Origin of the sequence: Paenibacillus sp. FSL M8-0142, assembly GCF_038597315.1 — a bacterium.
Lineage (GTDB): Bacteria > Bacillota > Bacilli > Paenibacillales > Paenibacillaceae > Paenibacillus_AQ > Paenibacillus_AQ lactis.
In genome coordinates, this window is sequence record NZ_CP152008.1 from 1,430,450 (window position 1) to 1,451,527 (window position 21,078).

General features: G+C 49.5%; 24 protein-coding genes and 1 pseudogene. 22 read left to right on the forward strand and 3 right to left on the reverse strand.

Annotation, left to right across the window (positions count from 1 at the left end):
- Window positions 1-331: 331 nt before the first annotated feature.
- Window positions 332-1,156: a DUF2161 family putative PD-(D/E)XK-type phosphodiesterase gene (locus NSQ46_RS06710; RefSeq protein WP_342576504.1), complete on the reverse strand. Its 825-nt coding sequence runs from the start codon at window positions 1,154-1,156 to the stop codon at window positions 332-334.
- Window positions 1,157-1,421: 265 nt separating this feature from the next.
- Here NSQ46_RS06710 and NSQ46_RS06715 point away from each other — a divergent pair.
- Window positions 1,422-2,285: pseudogene (locus NSQ46_RS06715) on the forward strand (protein prkA); the annotation flags it as partial.
- A gap of 12 nt (window positions 2,286-2,297) precedes the next feature.
- On the opposite strand, the gene NSQ46_RS06720 reads toward NSQ46_RS06715, so the two are convergent.
- Entirely contained in the window at window positions 2,298-3,944 is a 1,647-nt protein-coding gene (locus tag NSQ46_RS06720) for a recombinase family protein (RefSeq protein ID WP_341035088.1), read from the reverse strand.
- Window positions 3,945-4,295: 351 nt separating this feature from the next.
- On the opposite strand from NSQ46_RS06720, the gene NSQ46_RS06725 reads away from it, so the two are divergent.
- Both NSQ46_RS06725 and NSQ46_RS06730 read left to right on the forward strand, forming a co-directional pair.
- Window positions 4,296-5,078 carry a putative phage abortive infection protein gene (locus tag NSQ46_RS06725; RefSeq protein ID WP_342576505.1) on the forward strand — a complete coding sequence of 261 codons (783 nt, stop codon included), beginning with the start codon at window positions 4,296-4,298 and terminating at the stop codon, window positions 5,076-5,078.
- Window positions 5,079-5,138: 60 nt separating this feature from the next.
- The gene (locus NSQ46_RS06730; RefSeq protein WP_342576506.1) at window positions 5,139-5,996 is read left to right on the forward strand and encodes an ATP-dependent DNA ligase; all 858 of its coding nucleotides are present in this window, start codon (window positions 5,139-5,141) and stop codon (window positions 5,994-5,996) included.
- 29 nt (window positions 5,997-6,025) lie between these two features.
- Here the strand turns inward: NSQ46_RS06730 and NSQ46_RS06735 are convergent, their stop codons facing one another.
- Window positions 6,026-6,259, reverse strand: a complete 234-nt coding sequence (locus NSQ46_RS06735; RefSeq protein ID WP_342576507.1) for a DUF2188 domain-containing protein — start codon at window positions 6,257-6,259, stop codon at window positions 6,026-6,028.
- A 95-nt stretch (window positions 6,260-6,354) separates the two neighbouring features.
- On the opposite strand from NSQ46_RS06735, the gene NSQ46_RS06740 reads away from it, so the two are divergent.
- From NSQ46_RS06740 to NSQ46_RS06830, 19 genes are all read left to right on the forward strand, one after another.
- The gene (locus tag NSQ46_RS06740) at window positions 6,355-6,639 is read left to right on the forward strand and encodes a YjcQ family protein (protein ID WP_342576508.1); all 285 of its coding nucleotides are present in this window, start codon (window positions 6,355-6,357) and stop codon (window positions 6,637-6,639) included.
- Window positions 6,640-6,697: 58 nt separating this feature from the next.
- The gene (locus NSQ46_RS06745; RefSeq protein ID WP_342576509.1) at window positions 6,698-7,417 is read left to right on the forward strand and encodes a hypothetical protein; all 720 of its coding nucleotides are present in this window, start codon (window positions 6,698-6,700) and stop codon (window positions 7,415-7,417) included.
- Window positions 7,418-8,815 (forward strand): SGNH/GDSL hydrolase family protein, encoded by a 1,398-nt coding sequence (locus NSQ46_RS06750; RefSeq protein WP_342576510.1) that lies wholly within the window; start codon window positions 7,418-7,420, stop codon window positions 8,813-8,815. It abuts the gene before it with no gap.
- Window positions 8,816-8,837: 22 nt separating this feature from the next.
- Entirely contained in the window at window positions 8,838-9,497 is a 660-nt protein-coding gene (locus NSQ46_RS06755) for a replication protein (protein WP_342576511.1), read from the forward strand.
- Between the two features lie 74 nt (window positions 9,498-9,571).
- Complete coding sequence (locus NSQ46_RS06760) at window positions 9,572-10,039, forward strand: hypothetical protein (protein ID WP_342576512.1); 468 nt, start codon at window positions 9,572-9,574, stop codon at window positions 10,037-10,039.
- 302 nt (window positions 10,040-10,341) lie between these two features.
- Entirely contained in the window at window positions 10,342-10,836 is a 495-nt protein-coding gene (locus NSQ46_RS06765) for a hypothetical protein (RefSeq protein ID WP_342576513.1), read from the forward strand.
- Window positions 10,833-12,701 carry a phage terminase large subunit family protein gene (locus NSQ46_RS06770; RefSeq protein WP_342576514.1) on the forward strand — a complete coding sequence of 623 codons (1,869 nt, stop codon included), beginning with the start codon at window positions 10,833-10,835 and terminating at the stop codon, window positions 12,699-12,701. The genes NSQ46_RS06765 and NSQ46_RS06770 overlap by 4 nt, the downstream gene beginning before the upstream one ends.
- 27 nt (window positions 12,702-12,728) lie before the next feature.
- Window positions 12,729-12,956, forward strand: coding sequence for a DUF6148 family protein (locus NSQ46_RS06775; protein ID WP_342576515.1), 228 nt, complete (start codon window positions 12,729-12,731; stop codon window positions 12,954-12,956).
- Window positions 12,957-13,114: 158 nt separating this feature from the next.
- Window positions 13,115-14,626 (forward strand): phage portal protein, encoded by a 1,512-nt coding sequence (locus NSQ46_RS06780; protein WP_342576516.1) that lies wholly within the window; start codon window positions 13,115-13,117, stop codon window positions 14,624-14,626.
- Window positions 14,604-15,695, forward strand: coding sequence for a head maturation protease, ClpP-related (locus tag NSQ46_RS06785; protein WP_342576517.1), 1,092 nt, complete (start codon window positions 14,604-14,606; stop codon window positions 15,693-15,695). The genes NSQ46_RS06780 and NSQ46_RS06785 overlap by 23 nt, the downstream gene beginning before the upstream one ends.
- Window positions 15,695-16,087 carry a head decoration protein gene (locus NSQ46_RS06790; protein ID WP_342576518.1) on the forward strand — a complete coding sequence of 131 codons (393 nt, stop codon included), beginning with the start codon at window positions 15,695-15,697 and terminating at the stop codon, window positions 16,085-16,087. The genes NSQ46_RS06785 and NSQ46_RS06790 overlap by 1 nt, the downstream gene beginning before the upstream one ends.
- A gap of 14 nt (window positions 16,088-16,101) precedes the next feature.
- Window positions 16,102-17,139: a major capsid protein gene (locus tag NSQ46_RS06795; RefSeq protein WP_342576519.1), complete on the forward strand. Its 1,038-nt coding sequence runs from the start codon at window positions 16,102-16,104 to the stop codon at window positions 17,137-17,139.
- A 19-nt stretch (window positions 17,140-17,158) separates the two neighbouring features.
- Entirely contained in the window at window positions 17,159-17,320 is a 162-nt protein-coding gene (locus tag NSQ46_RS06800; protein ID WP_342576520.1) for a hypothetical protein, read from the forward strand.
- A gap of 11 nt (window positions 17,321-17,331) precedes the next feature.
- On the forward strand, window positions 17,332-17,688 hold the full coding sequence (locus tag NSQ46_RS06805; RefSeq protein WP_342576521.1) for a hypothetical protein: 357 nt from the start codon (window positions 17,332-17,334) through the stop codon (window positions 17,686-17,688).
- A complete protein-coding gene (locus NSQ46_RS06810) occupies window positions 17,685-18,251 on the forward strand; it encodes a phage tail protein (RefSeq protein ID WP_342576522.1) in 567 nt (188 codons plus the stop codon). The genes NSQ46_RS06805 and NSQ46_RS06810 overlap by 4 nt, the downstream gene beginning before the upstream one ends.
- Complete coding sequence (locus tag NSQ46_RS06815) at window positions 18,248-18,754, forward strand: hypothetical protein (RefSeq protein WP_342576523.1); 507 nt, start codon at window positions 18,248-18,250, stop codon at window positions 18,752-18,754. The genes NSQ46_RS06810 and NSQ46_RS06815 overlap by 4 nt, the downstream gene beginning before the upstream one ends.
- On the forward strand, window positions 18,744-19,076 hold the full coding sequence (locus NSQ46_RS06820) for a hypothetical protein (RefSeq protein ID WP_342576524.1): 333 nt from the start codon (window positions 18,744-18,746) through the stop codon (window positions 19,074-19,076). Before NSQ46_RS06815 ends, NSQ46_RS06820 begins: the two co-directional genes overlap by 11 nt.
- Window positions 19,077-19,078: 2 nt before the next feature.
- Window positions 19,079-20,518: a phage tail sheath family protein gene (locus NSQ46_RS06825; RefSeq protein ID WP_342576525.1), complete on the forward strand. Its 1,440-nt coding sequence runs from the start codon at window positions 19,079-19,081 to the stop codon at window positions 20,516-20,518.
- Between the two features lie 16 nt (window positions 20,519-20,534).
- On the forward strand, window positions 20,535-21,059 hold the full coding sequence (locus tag NSQ46_RS06830) for a phage major tail tube protein (RefSeq protein ID WP_342576526.1): 525 nt from the start codon (window positions 20,535-20,537) through the stop codon (window positions 21,057-21,059).
- Window positions 21,060-21,078: the final 19 nt, after the last annotated feature.

Here is a 21,078-nt window from a genome sequence, read left to right on the forward strand (position 1 = left end):
AGCGTGCTCAGAATCCAGTGTGCACAGCGGATATAAGCTTGCTGGGATCCAGTATGAACAGCGGAATTAAGCGGGGTTAAGATACAAAGACAGCTACAAGTTGCTACAGCCACGAGTTATATCTACAGTAAGATACACGATGAACACAGGCTGCCGATTCAACCAGCGTTTGGTTGGAGCGGCAGCTTTTTTGGGTTCCCAAAACGCCAGTTTTATCTTTATATGGCTTGACTCTGCGGACCAGCCTTGATCCATTGGAATCATCTGTTCTACTCAAATTGGTAACGCGAGCCTCTCGGCGCACGGTATAATGATGACTGCTGCACGATGATCAACGTAGACGCTCGGATGACAAGCCATTAAGTCCCGTCATACTAGCGGATTCGAGCACGTTGGCATAATCCGCGAGGGCTTGGAGACCGGCCGGGGTAAGGAGATATCGTCCCCGCCCGACCCGCCGGAACCAGCCGTAGTAATTGCGCTGCAGGATGGCTGCAGCCGAGCCAACGCCGCTCCGGTCACGCACAGCTGCGGGCGATATTCCCGGCAGGGGAGCGTCAGGATTGGCCTCGGCTGCGGCAGACGCCTCGCCGCTCTGCCGCAGCGTTTCCCGCTGCTCATTCTCCGCGCTGCATAGGGCAGCGGCGACGCGGAGCGTCTTCTCGCGATAAGCCGTTACCAGCTTGGCCCGGGTGACGCCGCCCGTGTTGTAGTCGCCGCTGCGTTCCCTGAATTCGTTCAGCAGCCGCTCCTTGCGCCTGATCGCCGTTCGTCCCCGGGTGACGGCGATCTCCGGCTCGCAGAGCACCTCCACAAACGGGGCCTTCGTCTTGTAGAAGGTGACCGTAATGAGCCCGAGGCCGAGCCGTCCGCATAATCCGGTCAGCTCGGACCAGCGCTGATTGACGGCCCCTTTCTTGGCCCGGCTCTTCTCTACGGCGAGGTACACATAGGGCGTCAGCTTCAGCCGCTCCAATCCTTGGAGAAGCAGCGCCAGATTGAATGTTTTTTTCATCTCCACGATCAGGGGCTCGTCCGCTCCCTCCTTCATTCCGACCAGGTCGCAATTCCGAACCTCCCCCTTGACTTCATACCCATTTATTTCAAAAAAAGCCTTCAATGGAGCGTACAGCTCGGCTTCATGCTTGATCGCCATGATTGCCCTCCTTGATTATTGCATCTGCTCGAATGTTACGTTCATGTAAAATCAGTATAGCATGAGGACCGCATCGTGGCGTTCCCGATTGGGATAAGACGAGCGGCGCTCAGCAAAAAAGCTCCGGCTTGACTTCGAAAATAAGGTCAACTATTCCGGGCATGGCGCATAGGTATGTAGTACACTTTTTCGAAATCGATTGTTTCAAATGACGCTGTGGAATGGAAGCCAATCCCCATAAACAGACTCATAGGAGGTAGCGAAAATGGATATTTTCGAACGCATAGCATCATATAGGGCAGAGAGCGACCGTTTGGCGTGGAGCGGCACATTCAGGGAATATATTGAATTATTAAAGAAGGATCCCTCTCCAGCCATGACGGCTCACGCCCGTGTGTATGACATGATCGAATCCTACGGGATCGAGGAGAGCGGCGGCCGGAAAAAATATAAGTTTTTCGAGCAGGAGATCTTTGGACTGGACCGGGCGATTGAGAAGCTGGTCGAGGAATACTTCCACTCCGCAGCCCGGCGGCTCGATGTCCGCAAGCGGATCCTGCTGCTGATGGGGCCGGTCAGCGGAGGAAAATCCACGATCGTTACGATGCTCAAGCGGGGGCTGGAGAAGTACTCCCGAACCGACAGCGGTGCGGTGTACGCCATTTCAGGCTGCCCGATGCAGGAGGAGCCTCTTCATTTGATCCCGCTGGAGCTGCGGCCGGAGATCGAGAAGGAGCTTGGCGTCCGCATCGAGGGGAATCTGTGCCCGGCCTGCCAGCTGCGGCTGAAGACCGAATACGGCGGCGATATTGAGAGCGTGAAGGTTGAACGGGTGCTCATCTCGGAAGAAGGCCGGGTGGGGATCGGGACATTCAGCCCTTCCGACCCGAAATCGCAGGACATTGCCGACCTGACCGGCAGCATTGATTTTTCTACCATCACGGAATACGGCTCCGAGTCGGATCCGCGGGCATACCGGTTCGACGGGGAGCTCAATAAGGCCAACCGGGGGCTGATGGAATTTCAGGAAATGCTCAAATGCGATGAGAAGTTTCTGTGGAATTTGCTGTCCCTGACGCAGGAGGGGAACTTCAAGGCCGGACGCTTTGCGCTGATTAGCGCCGATGAATAGTTAGTGACATCATTGTACCAAAAAACCATGGTTAGTCAATCCCCGTTTGAAGACAGGATACAGATTGTATTTCGCTGGAATCCTTCCACGACCACTCTCCACCAATTCTACGACTACACGATCAAATACTGCACGAAGTATTTGATTCCGATCCGACTTATCCTCCGCATTCTTGTATGCTTCCAATACGGTGTTTAAGTTTTGTTTTACAACGTCAACATCGATAGCAGATCCAGTGGCTTGGCTGCTTTGCTTTTTATGCTGCTCAACTAGCTCGGCTAGTTCCTTATACCCCTTGTCAATCTCAGCTTTCCGCTCGTCAAACATTTCATCTGAATATCGGCCAGATTCGTATTTTTCATAAATAAAGTTCATACGAGCTTTGAGTTCCTTCATGCGTGATTCAACATATCCTTCGATATCATTGATTGGAAGCGATTGTGAATCATCTTTCTCCAACACGGCCAGTAGTTCATTATGCATCTTTTCTGCTGAAAGATCGCTGAAATAACGAATTACATTCAACAAATCCTCTTCAACCGAGCGATATTTCACAAAAGTGCATCCAGGACGTGAGCACCATAAGAACTCCTTGTGGTACTGCGTGACTTCCCCTGACTGTTTTTTATAATTCTGAACGCTGTACTGTCGGATCATTCTCCCGCCGCACTTATAGCAAACGCATAAGCCAGCTAATTCACACGGAGTAAAATCCATTCTTGTCCGCGGCTTATGAGCACTGTCGTTAATTTTGGCCTGTGCTTTCTCCCATGTCTCCTGATCGATGATTCGCGGCATAGCATCATGTACAATAATGTGCTCGTCTTCTGGTCGTTCCTCAACCTTTCCGTTAACCCGTTTAGTGGTACGGAACTTCAGTATGCCGATGAATCTCTCATTTTGAAGGATTCCTCTTAAATAGTTTGGATGCCAGTTCTTTTTTCCTTTTGGTGTCCGGATAACTGTATGACGAGATAAATAGGTCGCAAGGGCTCGGAAGCTGACATCTCTTCTCTTTCCGTTCTCCCCATCAGGAACCCCATTAACGTAAAAATCGAAAATTGCCCGAATTTGTTCTGCTTGACCCTCGTTGATTTCAAGTTTCTTTGTATCAGGATTGTAGTCATAACCAAACGGAGCTTCCCCGGCAACCCATTTACCTTCCATCGCCCGGTTAACCCGACCGCCCATTAAACGTTCCCGAGTTGTCTCGAATTCTTCCCGGGACATGAATAATTCGAATCGGATTTGTCTCAGGTCAGCTGGGTTATTGGGGTCGAAAATCTTATATGGAGTAATGATGAAGATTCTCTTTTCGGTTATAAGGTCATATATGACGCCCATGTCTGTATACGATCCCCGCCCTAAACGGGAAATCTCTTTAACTGCAACTGCTTGGTATTTGCCGGCCTGCAGATCCCTAATAACCCCTTGGAAGACAGGGCGTGTGGAAATCTTATCCCCAGATCCAACTTCAGGCCGTTGATCATACGGAATGCCAAGCGGCTCGAGAACACGATCCATTAGTTCCTTTTGCGCTTGAAGTACATCCTCTCCGGTACGCCGTTCCATTTCTTCATCGGCTCGTGATCTACGGAGATAATTAATTATGTTCTCTATTCCGAGATCCAATAAATCCTTAGCTCGTAAAGCCATATAGCGAGTGCCCCATTTCTTTTGGTTTTATCAGTTCAAAGTTGATTATAACCAAACCAAAAGCGTTGCGCAAAATGAATCACCGAAAGATGGCAGTAAAAGAAAAGTAAAAAGTTAGTAAAAAATACGAAGTCGCGGCGAAGTCATTAGGTTTTTAACGTGATATATTGGTATCATAGGAAATCGAGAAGAGGACACCACAGGGGCGTGAACGCTCTGGTGATCGGGTCGGCCATGGGGCCGGCCTTTTTATAATGGGAGTGGTGCAAATATCCCTTCCGGTTTCCTATACACATCAAGAAGGAGTTTCCAACACTAGGGAAGAACTATTTCGTTAAGGGGGAATGGTTCTTGAGCAGAATTAGGTCTTACTATTACGACGAGCGTTCAGAGGAACTTAAACTCACAAGAGTGTTTTTGTCCATAGTTTCACTTTGGGCATTAAGTGGTCTTGTTTTGTTTTTTTTGCCTAACAGAGGAGAATTCGGTGACATGTTCGGTGCCATTAATACTCTGTTTTCAGGCTTAGCTTTTGGGGGGATTATCTACACTATTTTTCAACAAAAGGTCGAGCTTAAGCTTCAACGACAGGAATTGAAACTACAAAGGCAAGAAGTGGAAAGAACAAATCAGGAGTTAGCAAATCAGGTAGAGGCAATGAATAGTCAAAGGTTTGAGAGTACCTTCTTTAGTCTGGTCTCGCTACATCATCAATTGGTGGACAGCGTCTCTGTTAACCAATCTAGTAGTCGTTTTGTTGGACGGGAACTCTTTAAGTTTATTTACAACAATCTGAAAGATGCTGTACCAGAAAAATTAGCAGTTTATATGGGTTACGTCTTTGAAGAAAATGAAAGTATATTAGCTCAATATTTTAATAATTTATCGGGAATAGTGAAATTTATTGACGATTCATATTTGAATGACAATGATAAAACTAAATATTATGAAATTTTATCGAGTCAGTTAGCCCCGGTCGAAATTATGGTGATTTTTTATTACTCATTATGGAAAGGAAGTAACAGTACTACTATCCGATTAATGATGCTAATCAAAAATCAGAATTCTTATGTGCCAAGTATCCATTCCGAGCTATGGATGAAAAAAATCTCGGAATTTTTAAAAGTAAGTTAACAATACTTACCGCCTCTCATAGAACATACCAAACGGTATAATCGATTGAGAGGTGTTGCTATGTTTATTAGCCCAATGTTATTAGAAACAGCAAATGGCCCATTCAGCCACGATGATTATATATTTGAGCCCAAGATCGACGGGCACAGACTCCTGTTCTCGCAGGAGGGCGGCCAGATCCGTTTGTATACCCGGCACGAGACGGACTGCACACGTCAGTATCCTGAGCTTCTGACGCCGTTTGATGATGACATCCTCCTGGATGGAGAAGTCGCTTGCACCGATCCTGAGACGGGAATGGTGGACTTTGAGAACGTCATGACTCGATTCCAGGCCAAGAAGGAGCATCGTATCCGGCAACTCATGGGTATATCTCCCGTGACGTATGTCGTGTTCGACATCCTGAGATACAAGGGGCAGGACCTGCGTAAATTGCCCCTGATGCGGCGTAAGGAAATCCTGAGCAGTATTCTCATGCCGAACCCGCATTTCGGTATTGTGCCGTTTGTGGAAGGCGCAGGCGAGGCATTGTTCGAGCAGATGGAGGCTTTGGAGCTTGAGGGAATGGTCGGCAAGAAGATGAACAGCATCTATGAGAGCCGCCGCTCCCCGGCCTGGAAGAAGGTCATCAATTGGACATATGCCGAGGTGTTTATCACCGGCTACCGGAAAGACGAATTCGGATGGCTTACTTCCGTGGTGACGGAGTCCGGCCGGCTGCGGCCGACTGGTATTGTCGAGCTGGGCGTGCCGCCGAAAGCCAAGCGAGCGTTTTATGGAGTGAGCCAGCAGCTTGTAACGGGTGAGGATAAGAATTTCGTCCACCTGGAGCCGCGGATCCGGGCGAGGGTAAAAACCCGGAACTGGACCAAGAAAGGCTTGCTGCGGTCGCCGGCGTTCGTTGAGTTTGTAATATAAAAAGAGCACCCTTTAGGGTGCCATGAGGTTTATTTCTTATCTTTTGGTGGATTCGGGTCATTCCCGTAGCTATTAGAGTTGGCTATCTTTCCGTCTTTGTTATGAATTCTATGCTCGGTACCATCTTTCTTAGCTTTTTCTCTTCCTTTTTTTTGGGCTTCCGCCTTTGTGTCAGCTCGACTCACTATTTTTCCACCTTGCTTATTGTTCCATCCACCATCCGGATTAGGCACGGTGTGGACGGGTGGTTTTTTATCTGGCATGTCATTCACCTCCATTCGAACTACAACTTTCGACGTACTGGTAGGTATTTCCTCCATGTTTGTCGAAGTCTAATGTCGAGGGAGGTGAAATATCAATGAATATTGAAAAATTAGCGTTTGCAATTTTGAAGGAGATTGAGAAGGGGAACCAAGCGTACGATGAAGAAACGTTTGGTGTTTCCGTAGAAGAGTTCTCAGATGCATTTAGGTATGTTGTAAGCAATAACTTGGCAAAGAACGTTCTGTTCGCTGATGATCGCGCTTATGTTTATACAACAGCATCACTTACCCCTGAAGGAATAGCATACATCAAAGAAAACTCTACATGGAATAAAGCATACTCAGTAGCAAAGGAAATCAGAGAATGGATCAAGCTCTAAGCACCCACCCAGGGTGCTTTTTCTTTTACATAAAAAACGCAGGAAGGAGGTGAATCGAGTGATCAGAAATCAATCCATATACATCGGTCCGACTTACAAAGGACTCATTCAGCATCAGGTTTTTTACAATGGTATTCCAGAGAGTGTGTATAGGCTGCTGCAGGAGGTTGGACCGGTGCAAAGACTTCTCATCCCCGTTCACCTTCTGCCTAAGATCAAGAAGAGGCTGGGGATGGCCGGGAGCCAGGAGAGCATCGCATACCAGTCGCTGGCCGCTGGGAAAGCACAAATAAACGATGAAGGAGTGAAGAATATAATGAGCAGTTCATATTTTGATACCCCGGTACCGAACAAACAATACAACAGCTCCGGCCAAGTGATCAACCCGGCAGACAGCTACGATCCGACGGACGGAGCCCAGAAAGTAAAGATAAAGGCGAGTGCCTTAGATGTTACACTCCAGAACGCCGCATCAGCTGCCGGCAACGGAACGCCTTTCTCACCGAATGACGGAAATTACACGCTCACCTTTGAAATCACCGGCACAAGCACGAGCCGGACGGTCATGTTCGAGCTGGCCGGGCCGAGCGGTCAATATATGCCTGTCACGGCTTTCAGCGTAACCGATCCAACCAAGTTCGGGCAGCAGACTTCTGGTGGAAATAATTCAGCGCCGGAGAGCTGGCAAGTCGTTGTGCCGGCGGGGTATTCCTTCAGGGCCCGGATCGGGGCGGTCTCCGGCGGGAACGTCACTGTGAAAGGGAAGGCGGTGACGTAGGTGGATCTAGGGAAAGCTGCCTTTAGTCTAGCTGCCGACATTCACAAAAGGAACTCGGATAAGAGATATAGTTGTTCGGCGGTAGCAACGAGGGCCACGGTATATCACAGATCGAATGACAATGGTGGAATGGGAATCAAGCCGGACTCAACCTATAAATCCAGACATGTGGCTGCGTATGACTTCACGGACCTCCAGCTTATGTACGGAAACTTCCATGGTGCAGACGATAAAGCGACGGATAATGACATCAAAGTCAAGGCAGTACTGGAAAAGAAAGACGGTTCAGACTGGGTCAGAATCCCTTTAACGATAAGAGGGGAGTCACTTGCGACAATTGGTCCTGGTGGCCGAGTGTTAACAGACCCACTGGGACTAAAATTCGTAAAGGGAGAGGAATTCTTCGTTTACACGTACGTCGCCGCACCCAGCGGTATTTGGCCCGGAGGCATGTTTTTACAGCGAGATGTCAGTGGTGAGTCTGGGGTTTTGGGCGATAAAACGATGGATAAGGAATTTGTTTGGAATTGGAACTCCACTCCGTTCTGGGCGGCTAATCAAGCTGTTTCCGTTGGGACTTGGAGAAGAATTGCCGATTGGAAGTACATGCTTAAATGCATCGTTGCTGGAACGACAGGAACGACTCAACCGGCAAGCTCCACAGACGGAGAGGAGCTGACAGACGGCAGCGTGACATGGCGGGTTTACCAAAGCGCTGCGGTCGGTGTCTACGGGTACACGCCGCTTGCTATTCATGGGAAGACCAAAGAACCCAAACCATCTATTGCCCTCATTGGGGACAGCATTATGTGGGGCGCAGGTGACAAGAACCCGATTAATCCGAGCATAGGCGGAGACAACTATGGATTCCTCGTCCGGGCACTGAACAATAACTTCGGTTATTCAGCCCTGTGCATTTCCGGAGAAGCCACTCGTCATTTCGTAGGCATGCGGCGGAAATTCCGTATAAGAGTCACGGATGGAATGACGCACGCCGTGGTTGAACATGGGATCAACGATGTGAACCAAGGTAGGAGCTTTGAGGAGATACAGAGCAATTTACTGGACATTTACAACGAGCTCGCATCTCGGGGAATGAAAGTCTATGCCTGCACGTTGGTTCCAGTAACCGACAGTACGGATGGATGGGCGACAGAGAAGAATCAAAGTGTTAGGAGCAACGAGGCTGTACGTGTCCGCATAAATGACTGGATCCGGACCACCCCAGCTCCTCTCAGTGGTTATTTTGAGACCGCGGACACTGTGGAGACTTCTCGGAACAGTGGGATATGGAAGCAAGGCATGGTGCTCACTACAGATAACCTGGGAATCCATCCGAGTGCAGCCGGTCACCTTGCAATGATGGCGGCAATCGACACGTCTGTGTTTACCGTGTGAGACGAATGTGGAGGGGAGTGAGGTGGCAACACACCGAGTAAACAAATCAGGCAAGAGGGCCCCGCCATTCACCCGGATCGACAACAGCATGCTGCAGGATGCCCGCTTAAGCTTCAAGGCCCGCGGCCTGCTCTCCTACATGCTCTCCAAGCCGGACGGGTTCAAGTTCTACCTGGACGAGATGACCAAGCACACGACCGACGGCAAGGACTCAATCCGGGCCGGCCTCAAAGAGCTCGAAAAGCTCGGGTATGTCCGCCGATATGCAGTCAAGGATCAGCGAGGGAAAATCCTATCGTGGGAACTCGATATTTACGAAAGCCCGTCATTACGTCCAGAATCGGGTTTTCCAGATGTGGAAAATCCAACGCTATTAACTAATGATATAAAAACGAATGATAAAAGATTAAATAAATACATCGCTTTTAATAGCAATGGAAATTCATTCGTTGAAACCTATCTGAAATACTTCAGGTTAAAGAAGAACAAACAGCATATGAGGGTAACCGAAGAGCAATATCGAATGATCCATGAACAGATCAAGGAGATCCAATCATACGGGATTACAATCGAAGAATGGGAAGCCGAGGTCAAAGATCATTTCGAGAAGCTGCCGAAGAGCAACAATGGGAATATCATTGCGTTCCTGCGTGCAGCTCCGAGGCGGTTTGATGTTGGATGATTCTCTTGAAGGTTTTTGTATCCTAACGTCGAATATGGCCGCTAAGGATATTAAAACACGTTGGAGGGTTATTTATGGATTTTGATATGGGCGGATTTTTAGGCGGAGTTATTGGGGTACTCGGTGCGTATGGTATTGCAGTTTGGCAACTCCGTAATCAACGAGAAGCCGAGAAGCCTTCGAAGGACCGAAAGACTTACGTTCTGGCAACGATTTTGAGACAGGAGTTAAACTTAGCGTGGGATTACTTTGTAACAGAGGATTTTCGCTTTGGCGAACTTTTCCGATGTGTACTGCGGATGAACAATAAGCTACAAGAATACCTTCCAGAAGCGATCGAGGCAGACAAGAGATTGTTCTCATTGATCACTCAGACTATCGATGGATTGTCTGCAATTAGTGAGAAGTATTCAAGGCAAGCTCGAACTCACGAAAATTTCATGGCCTACGAAACTGAACTCCTAACTTATGCAGAAGTCATGCGTAGCAAATGTGATGAGTTGATAGAGGAGATAAGAGCTCGTAATCATCAAGACTATTAACATTGCGTCACTACAGCGATTCTAAGGGGGCATAGAGCGTTTCTGGGTATAAATACACCAGACCATCCCCAAAAACGCCAGCAAGGGGCCAAATTTTCGGCGAACGGGTCCTTCTGGGGTCTCGGATCGAGTGCGGGTGCGGACGACCCCGAAATAGGGCTAGATTTTAATTTCAAAATTCACTGTCGCTTTCCCTTGGCTGTCGGCCAATAGGAGGCGATTTTTTATTTTCGCTTCGAATTAATGTCCAGGAAATTCTCATCGAACAATTTACTAGATAAAACGAAAGCGAGGCGGGTCAAATGGCGAAACCAAAATCCGAACAACTGCATAAAAAAGAAGTCCTCACATCTGAGCTTGCTGCGATCATAGGAAAGTCACCGCAATGGGTACGCCAGTTGACCCGCGACTCCGTTCTTGAACAAGTAGGGCGCGGGAAGTTCCTGCTTGGGGAATCGGTTCAGGCGTACATCAAGCATATTGAAGGGGAGACATCAGACGGTAAGGTAAGCTACCGGGATGAGAAGGCTGAACATGAACGGATTAAAAAGGAAATCGCACAGTTGGAGCTGGAGGAGAAGAGAAGGAATCTCCATACTACCGCCGATGTACAAGAAGCGTGGGGGACACTCCTTGTGAATTTCCGGGAGCGGATGACCGGCCTGCCTCCTCGGATCGCAAATAAGCTTACCTATATGACGGATGAGAAGGAAATTCGGCAATATCTTGAGGATCAGTTGAACGAAATGTTGCGGCTGCTCGCCAGGTATGATCCGTTAGCGGGCGATGACTCATGAATGACCAAAAACGACGCACTTATCAACTCCTCAAGGATACTCTTCACCTGGTCGCGCCGATCGAACCGATCAGTGTGGCTGATTGGGCAGATGAGCATCGGATACTATCAGCAGAAGCGTCGGCGGAGCCCGGACCATGGCGAACATCACGCGCACCATATCAGCGGGAACCGATGAATGCTATTGCCGATCGCAGCGTCGAGAAAGTGGTTCTCATGTGGGCTTCCCAGCTCGGGAAGACGGATATCCAGCTTAACGCCATCGGTTATTTCACTGGACATGATCCGTCGCCGATTATGGTTGTCCATCCAGATCTGCAGGTGGCACGGGATTTTTCAAATGATCGGCTGGCGCCGATGTATCGTGATTCGCCGCAGCTATCAAAACTGGTTGTTAAGGATAAGAGCCGTGACAGTCGAAACACCATCCTGTACAAGACGTTTCCTGGAGGGCGAATCAACATCGCAGGTACAAATTCTCCTGCGTCGCTTGCCTCGAAACCGATCCGGGTCGTCGTTGGAGATGAGATTGACCGTTTCGCTCTCTCAGCAGGAAAAGAAGGTGACCCGATCGCCCTCGTAACGGCAAGGACAAAGACGTTTTATAACAAAAAACTCATTTGGGTGTCTACTCCTACAATCAAAGGAAAGTCTAACATCGAGACGATGTACGAGGACAGCACGCAGGAGGAATGGTGTGTTCCCTGCCCATCTTGCGATGAATTGCAGCCTTTCAAATGGGAACAGATCAAATTCGAATACGATGAAAATCTTCGGAAATGTACGGAGGTTTGGCATTTCTGTAAATCGTGCGGGGCCCTTCATGAAGAATGGGAGTGGAAGAAGGATTATGAGCAGCGTGGGCGCTGGGTTGCACAAAAGGAACACGCCACGACCAGAGGATTTCACCTGAACAGCTTGGCCGCAACGATCAACTACACCTGGAAGGACGTTGTGAACAGCTTTAAGGAGAAGCATCGGAAGGGCCGTGAAGCGCTAAAGACTTTTTTTAATACGGAGATGGCGGTGAGTTGGGAAGAAGAAGGCGAGAAACTTGAGCATGAAGTTCTCATGAATCGCCGTGAAATGTACCGAGCTCGTGTTCCGGAAGGCGTGAAAATCCTGACTGCAGCCATAGACACCCAGGATAATCGGTTTGAAATCGACGTTATTGGCTGGGGAAAGGACTATGAAAGTTGGAGAATTCAATATCACGTGATACATGGTGATCCGAATCTGCCGCAGATATGGGCCGACTTGGACGAATTTCTCACAAGGAGTTGGCAGGACGCCGAAGGCAGATCATTCCGGATCAGAAGGGCTCTGATGGACTCAGGCGGTCACTTTACTCGTGAGGTGTATAAGTTCTGCAAACCCCGTCAGGGCCGCGGCCTGTATGCTCTGAAAGGAGAAGATAGCGGGGATGGCACCCATACACCTCTGTTGAATGGCTCGACCGAGAACAATATTCACAGAGCGACGGTTATTCGTCTGGGGGTTGCTGAAGGGAAGGCAAAGGTATTTTCCTCGTTGTCCATTGAGCCGGGGCAGCCGGGATATTGCCATTTCCCGTTGCCCGATCCTTACAATCCGGATCCCTTTACCTACGATGAGGATTATTTCCTTGGTCTGACCGCAGAGCAATTGGTCACTCGGTACAAAGAGGGGTTGCCGTACACGGTTTGGAAGAAGACTCGAGCCCGAAACGAGCCGTTAGACCTTGCTGTGTACAATCGAGCTGCTATTGAAATGCTTAATCCGAATTTCGATGCTATTGAATTGCCGCCTCCCGGTGGAGTAGTAATTGGTAATGCAGCCCCTAGCAAGGTACGCAAGAAAAAAAGAAATGTGTCCAGCAGCATTTAAACCACTTGAAAGGAGGTGAAAGGGGAAATGCCGAGAATGACACTGGAAGAAGCACGCGCGATGTATAGGCTATGGCATGATGCCGAGATTGCCTTGGCAACGAGTAAATCTTACAGTATTGCAGGTCGTACCTTGACGCGAGTTGACATGCCGACCATACAGGAACGAAAGAAATACTATGGACGGATCTGCGACGAATTGGAATCAGGACGAAGACGGACAAAAGTGCGGAGCATCACCCCGTTTGATCTATGAACGTGCTCGATAAGATGATAGGGGCCGTGGCTCCAGTTTGGGCGGAACGACGTGCTGCCGCACGGGCAGAAGCCGCAAGGCACGAAGCAGTAAAGAACGTCCTTACGGGGTATGGAAAGGGATACGGACGCCACGGAGCAAGCCGGACCAAAAAATCAATGGTCATGTGGCAGTCGTCAATCGGGGATGCCGATGCTGATATTCATCAGAACCTTGATGCTTTGCGGGCAAGGGCCCGAGATTTACACATGGGCTCGGATATCGTAGCAGCAGCTCACAAAGGATTACGCACGAACATTGTTGGGACAGGGCTGCGGCTAAAGCCCGCATTCGATTCCGCGTTTCTAGGGCTATCAAAGGAGCAGGAAAAAAAGCTGAGAGATAGCATATATCGTGAATGGGCGATGTGGTCGGAATCAACGAAGTGTGACGCAGCCGGCCTAAGTGATTTTTACGGTCTCCAATCACTTGCTTTTCTATCGGTTCTCATGAGTGGCGATGTCTTCGCCCTCCTGCCCATGCTGCCGCGCAAGCATTCCGTATACGATCTGCGGATCAATTTGATTGAAGCAGACCGATGCGATACGCCGGCGGATAAAGCACTGGAGAACCCTGAAAGAATTCAATCGGGAGTTGAAGTAGATGAGGATGGTATGGTGGTTGCTTACCATTTCTCAAATCAGCACCCTGGAAGCGATCATGTGTCTGTTGCGCCGCAAGATTGGGTTCGCGTAGAGAAGTATGGGGAGTTAACTGGACGATTGAATGTCATTCATTTGTTTGAAGCTGAGCGTCCAGGACAGCGCCGCGGAATCCCGGTGATCTCGCCAATCATTGAATCATTGAAGCAATTGGACCAGTACACCGAGGCGGAATTGATGGCTGCGGTGATTGCGGCAATGTATACCGTATTTGTTAAGTCTCCGGCAGAGGATGAAGACAGCATGTACGGTATGGAGGAACCGGAGACGGATAACCAATATCAGGAACCTATCCCCGGTACAGGTGGAGACAACATCAAGATGGGGCGGGGAGCAATCGTCTATCTCGATCCTGGGGAAGATGTGGAATTTGCCAATCCAACCCGACCTAATCCGGATTATGTTGGATTCGTGAACGCACTGCTGCGTCAGATTGCGGCCGCGCTTGAGTTGCCGTTTGAAATTCTAACAAAGCAGTTCACCTCATCCTATTCCGCAAGCCGTGGGGCCTTATTGGAAGCTTGGAAGATGTATCGCATGCGTAGATCCTGGCTGGCGAAGTCGTTCTGTCAGCCGATCTATGAAGAATGGTTTGTGGAGGCAGTAACCAAAGGAAGAATTGACGCGCCTGGCATCTTTGATGACCCGGCTATTTTTCATGCTTACACACGGGCAGAATGGCACGGACCGAGCCAAGGACTGCTTGATCCGACCAAGGAGGTTGATGCCGCCGTGACTCGCATCGAAAACAATTTCTCCACGGCTGAAAGGGAGACTGCGGAGTTAACTGGTGGTTCATGGGAACAGAACATCGAGCAGCGAGCTTATGAAAAAGCAAGGCTGGCCGAGCTGGGTCTCACTTCAGCAGCAGGTACGAATAACGTAGGGAAACAGGAGCATAGTCAGGACGAAGACGACTCAGGCGGGGAAGGGGGTGATGAAGACAATGCCGAAGAAAATCAAGATTAACGGCGATATTATCGGAAATGGTGACGCTTGGATTTATGACTGGCTAGGTATGGACTATATAACGCCTTCTATCTTGGACCAGCAGCTCGAAGAAGCAGCGGGAGAGGATATAGAACTATACGTTAATTCTCCTGGCGGATCGGTTTGGGACGGGGGCGAAATGTATGTATCTCTGAAAGAGTATCCAGGAAAGAAAATAGCAAAAATTACTGGCGTTGCAGCGAGTGCAGCGTCATTTTTTGTTATGGCAGCAGATGAGGTTCACATTTCCCCTACCGGTGAAATGATGATCCATAATGCTGCTTCAGTCACACGTGGAGATAAAAATGATCATTTATCCGGCTACAATCTGCTGAAAAGCACGGATGAAGGGATAACAAACGCTTATATTCTCAAGACAGGAAAGAGCAGAGAAGAATTACTTGACCTCATGAATAAAACAACTTGGATGAACGCTCAGGAAGCGGTCAAAAATGGCTTCGCTGATTCAATTCTGTTCGATGAAGGAAAAGTGCTTGTTACTAATTCAGCAACACCATCTGGATTAACGCCAGAAGTGATTCGGCGTCTGAAAAACAAGCTGTTGAAAGAACAATTAAGCATAGAGAATCGTGGAAACATTTCCGCGATCCTTACTGATTCAAAGTCAGACGACACTATTGTTAATAAGGAGGGCAACAAGCCAATGGATTTTAAAGAATTGCAAGAAAAGCACCCTGACCTGGTCAACGAAATAATGACCTCTGCTATTAATGCAGAACGCAGTCGGATTGCTGCATTGAACGATCTTGCCGATGCTCCAGGAGCAGCTCCATTCATCAAGGATGCCATCACAAACGGGGAGACCGCTGGTGATGTGGCAATGAAGATCATTAAGGCTTCCGCCGAACGTGTAAAGCAAGAAGGAGAGAACCGTTTGGAGGATGCCCAGAATAGCAACGTCGCTGCCGTGAAGACAAAAGAGCCAGCTAATTCTGATGTAAACGATGCAGCGGAAGAAGATGCCGCCATCGAAAATATGGTCAAATACGCCACAGAGCTGATCAATAAAAAGGGAGGTCGTTTCTAATGCCAGCTTATGAGAGCCAAAAATTTGATGACCTGTTTGCGGGAGGCGTCAAGCCGCCCACGGCGATTGCCGTCATTGTAAAATCCGGATCCGGGGTCATTACCCGCGGAACGGTGCTGGGCAGAGTTTCTCAGTTAGCCGAATCGGATTTATTTGCGGGAACACCGGTTACCGCACCTGTGGACTCCACAAAGACGGACGGTTCGGAAGAGCCTTACGCTGTCCTGGCCGATGTTGAAATTGACGCTACTTCTAAAGATGTCCGGGCGGTGGCTTATACCGACGGCGAGTTCAATCGAGATGCATTGAAATTCGGCGGAACTGATAAGATCGCGACTCACGAAGTTGCGCTGCGCAAGATCGGAATTATCACAAAACGAGTGGTTAAATAAGGAGGATCACACCCATGCCAAGAGATATTTATTCGTTCCCGTACCTGTTCCGCGTGGTGGAGGCTATGCCTAAGCCGAGCACATATATTTTGGATCAATTCTTTTCTGAGGGGACTGTCTTCGAAACCGAGGAAATTGAGATCCAAACCAAGAAAGGCCACAAGCCTCTGGCCCCTTATGTGAATGAATTGATGCCAGGTAAGGTCATTCTCCGTACTGGCTTCACCGCTAGGCAGTACAAGCCGGCACTGGTGAAACCAATGCGGGTCATTACCAGCATTGACCTCAAGGTGCGCCGCGCCGGCGAGAGCCTGTTCAACCCAGATAACCCGGATGTACGTGCTCAAAAGCTACTGACTGAGGACCTGATTGATCTTAACGATTCGGTTGTTCAGCGTATGGGCGAGATGGCATCGAGTCTGATGTTCACGGGGAAAGTAACGCAGGTGGGTGAAGGTGTAAGCCAAGAACTGGACTACGATTTTGAAAATATCTATACATTGTCCGGCACGGACCTCTTTTCTGACCCTAATGCGGATGTACAGGGCATCCTCGGCGATATTAAGCGGGATGTTATGCAGAAGAGCGGACGGACACCTCGTAAAATTTTGACCACCTTTGAAGTGGGCCGCACCATCATGAATCACCCTACAGTGAAAGAGATCGCGAAGATCAACAACAACGCCGTGATTTCCGCAGGCAACCTAAATCAGGAAATGCTACCGGATGGGGTTACCTATCATGGATACCTGCAGCAAGTGGACCTGCATGTATATAGCTTGATTGCAAGCTATACCAATGATAACGGCGTGGAAACGGACTTCATTCCAGCGGGTACCCTTGCGATGCTCCCAGACGGAAAACCGTTCGAATTTTCCTATGGTGCAAACCTGATCATGGGAGACAATGGCGCATTCCAGTATGTCAAAGCCCGGATCACTCCACAGTCGTGGACGAGTAAGGAACCTGCTGCGCGTTATCTGCAATTGCTTTCCCGCCCGTTCCCAATCCCTGTTGACGTAAACGGCTGGGCAGTCGCAAAAGTAATGTAATCAAAGGAGGATAATATTCATGGCATACGTTGTAGTTAAAGGTACAGTCCGGCATAACGGACGTTCATTCGTTGTTGGCGAAGAAATTTCGGGTCTGAAAAAAGAAGAAGCTGAGCGTCTGGTAAAGCTTAACGCTGTAGAGGAGCAGAAAGACAAGAAGAAAGAAACAGCGGACAAATAGGGGGCGGAACTATGAATTTCCGCGACCAACTGGTAAAAGACGTGCAGAAAACGTTCATGAACTCGGATGAATTCGCCGAGATCCACACGGTCACGACGTTCACCGATGAGGAGAAGAAGTCTGGACAGCGGGATCGTGATCTTGAGATGATCATCGAGAAATTTACCCTGGACGGGCGCCCTATTCAGAGCGCCGATGGAGTATCTGCGCATAATGTCATTATCCATATCGATCCGAATGTTCTGGCCTACACCCCAAGGGTGGACCAGAATTTTTATTTGGACTTCATTCGGTACCGGGTAAAGGGCGTCTCCAATGATTCCGGTGTTTTGAAGATCGTGCTCGAAGCGAATGGTAAGCGGCCATGAGCGAAATCATTGATGTAAAGGACAATTTCCGTCAGGTCAATCGGTCGCTGAAGCAAATGGATAAGGCTGTCCGTCAGGCAGTCTTATCCGCCCTTAACCGGGCCACGCAGCGCTCAAAGACGGAAACGGGGCGCAAGGTTCGCGAGAAGTACGTGGTTAAGCAGAAAGAGGTCGTCGAGACCATCCGGATCCAGAAGGCATCCAGGAACAGCCTGCAGGCTACGCTGACCTCGAAGGGCCAAACCATCCCCTTAATAAATTTCACCGTTGCTCCGCGGCGTAGACTTAAGCGAGCGCCGAAGTCGTTAAAGGCTGCAGTCTTCCGGAGCGGTGTTAAGAAGCCGATCCCTGGGGCGTTTATCGCGACAGCGGGGACTCATTTGGGAGTCTTTATGCGTTCGACAAAGAAGCGGCTCCCGATTCAAGAGCTTCGCGGGCCGGCGGTGCCGTCCATGGTAGGTAACGAAGAGGTACGAGAGCATGTGCAGCAGGTTTTCGCTGACGAAATGGTCAAGCGGCTGCCGCATGAGCTGGACCGGACGCTAGGGAGGCTGAGAATGTGACCCCAGAATTATTAATGGAGAAGCTGCAGCAGTACCTGCAGGAGATCACGAAGAACATCCTTCTTGGTCCTCGTAAATTGCAGCCAAACATCTATAAGGTGGACCTGCCGGCAAGGGCGACGCCGGAATACGACGATCAGGAGACTGATATCAAGCCGGTGAACACGACCTTTCCAGACGAGCCGGATGAACGATTCCCTTTCATCATCATTGCGTTTAGCAACGCTGAGGATAACGAGGAGGGATTCCAGACCCTCCAGATGGATTTCATTTTTGCATGCGAGGGAGAAGTCCGCGATGCTTACATGGATGTTTTGCATCTCATGGAACACGTCAGGATCTCTTTATTGCGAGAAACTTATAATGGATGGCCGGCTCGGTTAACTCGACCAATTACTCGAGGCTTAAACGACGAGCAAGTCGTCGGCCATTGGATGGGCTACATGTCCACGACCTGGGAAGCACCATCAATTGAACAGGAGGTATGGAAGCATGGCTACTAAGAAGAATCCGAAGGAAGAAGAGCAGAGCCGCGTCGCTCCTGTATTGACCGAGGAAGATACCGAGGCCCAAGCAACAAAGACGCCTTCGGTACAGGAGCAGCTGATCTACATTGGCCCTCCGATCCGCAAAAACGGTGTCGGAATCCGGACCAATCAAGTGTTTATCGGAGGGCATCCGGCGTATCTCGAACCCTTATACACAGAATATCCACATATTAAGGAGCTGTTCGTGCCGGTGGATAAGCTGCAGGAATCTTTAAAACAAATCACTCAGACGGGAACGGCACTTAATGCCGCGATCCTGTCGCTGAAAGGAGTTTGACCATGGCTGAATTTCATGGTGTAAAGACAACCGAAGTGTTTCAACCCAAGGCAGCGGTCGTGCAAACGAACACGCTGCCTATTTATTTCGGCACGGCTCCGATCAACCAGGTCGCTGATCCGGCCGGAGCGGTAAATAAGATCATTATCGCCAAGAACCTCGAAGACTTCCGGAATAAGCTCGGATTTTCTTACGACTGGAAGTCGTTCACGCTCTGCGAAGCAGCTCACGCGCATTTCGTTGACAGCGAGCAGTCTCCGATCGGTTTCGTGAACGTGCTAGATGTGACAGATGCAGAAGCCACGGCTCCGGCGGCAGCCACATTTGTCGATGGAATCCATACGATCGATAAGGAAGGAGTCCTTAAAGGTTCGGTTACTGTCGGCGATGGAACAACCAATTATCAGGTGGGCAAGGATTTTACCCTCACGTTTAATGCTGCAGGTAAATTAGTCATCGCCATCGTCAGCGGCGGCGCTATCCCAGCGGGAACCACGTCGCTGCAGGTAGGGTACAGCACGCTGAAGCCATCCAACGTAACGGCCAGCCGGATCATTGGCGGCACAGATGCGCAAACAGGCGAACGCACTGGCCTGGAACTGATCGAGGACGTGTTCTTGGAGACCTCTTTCGTGCCGAACCTGATCGTTGCTCCGGGCTGGTCGCACGATCCGGTGGTGGCTGCCGTGATGGTGGCAAAGACCCAGAACATCAACGGCCTGTTCGAGGCTCATGCCGTCACGGATCTGGACGCAAATCAAAAGTATGTCGATATCGCGGCCTGGAAAGAGGATAACGGTTATACCAGCCACCTCCAAACGAACACGTACCCGATGACAACATACAAAGGACGCCTTTATCACATGTCTACTCTGGTAACGGCTGACATGGTAGCCACTGACGCACAGAATGAGGGTGTACCGTATCAGACTCCATCGAACCAGCCGATCAAAGCGGACGGCCTGGTCTACGCTGATGGAACTCCCGTCCGGATCCCGTTCGACCAGGCGAATGTTTTGAATGCCAACGGCATTGTAACAGGCATCCGGTGGACTGATGGATTCAGAGCATGGGGCAACTATACCGGAGCATATCCGGAGTTTAAAGACGCCCAGCGTTCATTCATTCCAGTCCGACGAATGATGTCGTACATCAAAAACCAGTTAGTTTTGCGGCACTGGGAGCAGGTGGACAATCCACTTAATCGCCGCCTGATCGAGTCGATCGCTGATGGAGCGAACATTTGGCTTAACGGGTTGGTCGGCGCGGGTTACCTTCTCGGTGGTCGGGTAGAATTTCTCGCAGCAGATAATCCGGACGATCAGCTTGGCAGTGGCAAGATGGTGTACCGCATTTATATCACGCCGCCGTCCATGGCCCAAGAGATTGAATTCCTGGTAAGCTACGACGCATCATATTTGGCTGCATTGACGGCAGCTTAAGGAGGGTCCATTAAGAATGAAGAATATACCGATTAAACTCGAAGGCTTATCTGTTTTTCCCGAAGGGAGTAATAATAACCTGGCAACCGGTGATATCACCCTCCCTAACCTTACGCCTCTAACAGATACCTTGTCTGGAGCATCTATACTCGGGGAGGTTGACCTTCCTTCCCGGGGACATTACGGATCGTTAGAGCTTGGGATCGCCTGGCGGACTATTAATAGGGACTCCTTTGATCTGGTAAGTCCTGATTTTAAGGGCTTAGAGATCCGCGGCGCGTTTAGCGAATTTGATAACACTAGAAGTGGTGTGGTGAACAAGGCCATCAAGATTGTTGTTCGCGGGTTTAGTAAAGGCCTGGACCTTGGAACATTGGCTCAAAATGCCGCAACCGGAACTACCAACACTATTGAGGCAATATACCTCAAGATTTTCATTGACGGCCAAGCGGTATTTGAACTGGATAAGTTTAATTACATTTGCCGGATCAATGGACAGGATTCCCTGTTGGATGTGCGAAAAGCGTTGGGACTGGCTTAATTTGAGAGGAGAATGGAAC

Coding starts and splice junctions, on each gene's coding strand:
- NSQ46_RS06770 (WP_342576514.1), top strand. CDS start 10,833: ATGAATGACCAAAAACGACGCACTTATCAACTCCTCAAGGATACTCTT.
- NSQ46_RS06735 (WP_342576507.1), bottom strand. CDS start 6,259: ATGCCAGATAAAAAACCACCCGTCCACACCGTGCCTAATCCGGATGGT.
- NSQ46_RS06790 (WP_342576518.1), top strand. CDS start 15,695: ATGCCAGCTTATGAGAGCCAAAAATTTGATGACCTGTTTGCGGGAGGC.
- NSQ46_RS06820 (WP_342576524.1), top strand. CDS start 18,744: ATGGCTACTAAGAAGAATCCGAAGGAAGAAGAGCAGAGCCGCGTCGCT.
- NSQ46_RS06825 (WP_342576525.1), top strand. CDS start 19,079: ATGGCTGAATTTCATGGTGTAAAGACAACCGAAGTGTTTCAACCCAAG.
- NSQ46_RS06740 (WP_342576508.1), top strand. CDS start 6,355: ATGAATATTGAAAAATTAGCGTTTGCAATTTTGAAGGAGATTGAGAAG.
- NSQ46_RS06760 (WP_342576512.1), top strand. CDS start 9,572: ATGGATTTTGATATGGGCGGATTTTTAGGCGGAGTTATTGGGGTACTC.
- NSQ46_RS06780 (WP_342576516.1), top strand. CDS start 13,115: ATGGTCATGTGGCAGTCGTCAATCGGGGATGCCGATGCTGATATTCAT.
- NSQ46_RS06805 (WP_342576521.1), top strand. CDS start 17,332: ATGAATTTCCGCGACCAACTGGTAAAAGACGTGCAGAAAACGTTCATG.
- NSQ46_RS06795 (WP_342576519.1), top strand. CDS start 16,102: ATGCCAAGAGATATTTATTCGTTCCCGTACCTGTTCCGCGTGGTGGAG.
- NSQ46_RS06830 (WP_342576526.1), top strand. CDS start 20,535: ATGAAGAATATACCGATTAAACTCGAAGGCTTATCTGTTTTTCCCGAA.
- NSQ46_RS06710 (WP_342576504.1), bottom strand. CDS start 1,156: ATGGCGATCAAGCATGAAGCCGAGCTGTACGCTCCATTGAAGGCTTTT.
- NSQ46_RS06810 (WP_342576522.1), top strand. CDS start 17,685: ATGAGCGAAATCATTGATGTAAAGGACAATTTCCGTCAGGTCAATCGG.
- NSQ46_RS06720 (WP_341035088.1), bottom strand. CDS start 3,944: ATGGCTTTACGAGCTAAGGATTTATTGGATCTCGGAATAGAGAACATA.
- NSQ46_RS06730 (WP_342576506.1), top strand. CDS start 5,139: ATGTTTATTAGCCCAATGTTATTAGAAACAGCAAATGGCCCATTCAGC.
- NSQ46_RS06775 (WP_342576515.1), top strand. CDS start 12,729: ATGCCGAGAATGACACTGGAAGAAGCACGCGCGATGTATAGGCTATGG.
- NSQ46_RS06800 (WP_342576520.1), top strand. CDS start 17,159: ATGGCATACGTTGTAGTTAAAGGTACAGTCCGGCATAACGGACGTTCA.
- NSQ46_RS06765 (WP_342576513.1), top strand. CDS start 10,342: ATGGCGAAACCAAAATCCGAACAACTGCATAAAAAAGAAGTCCTCACA.
- NSQ46_RS06785 (WP_342576517.1), top strand. CDS start 14,604: ATGCCGAAGAAAATCAAGATTAACGGCGATATTATCGGAAATGGTGAC.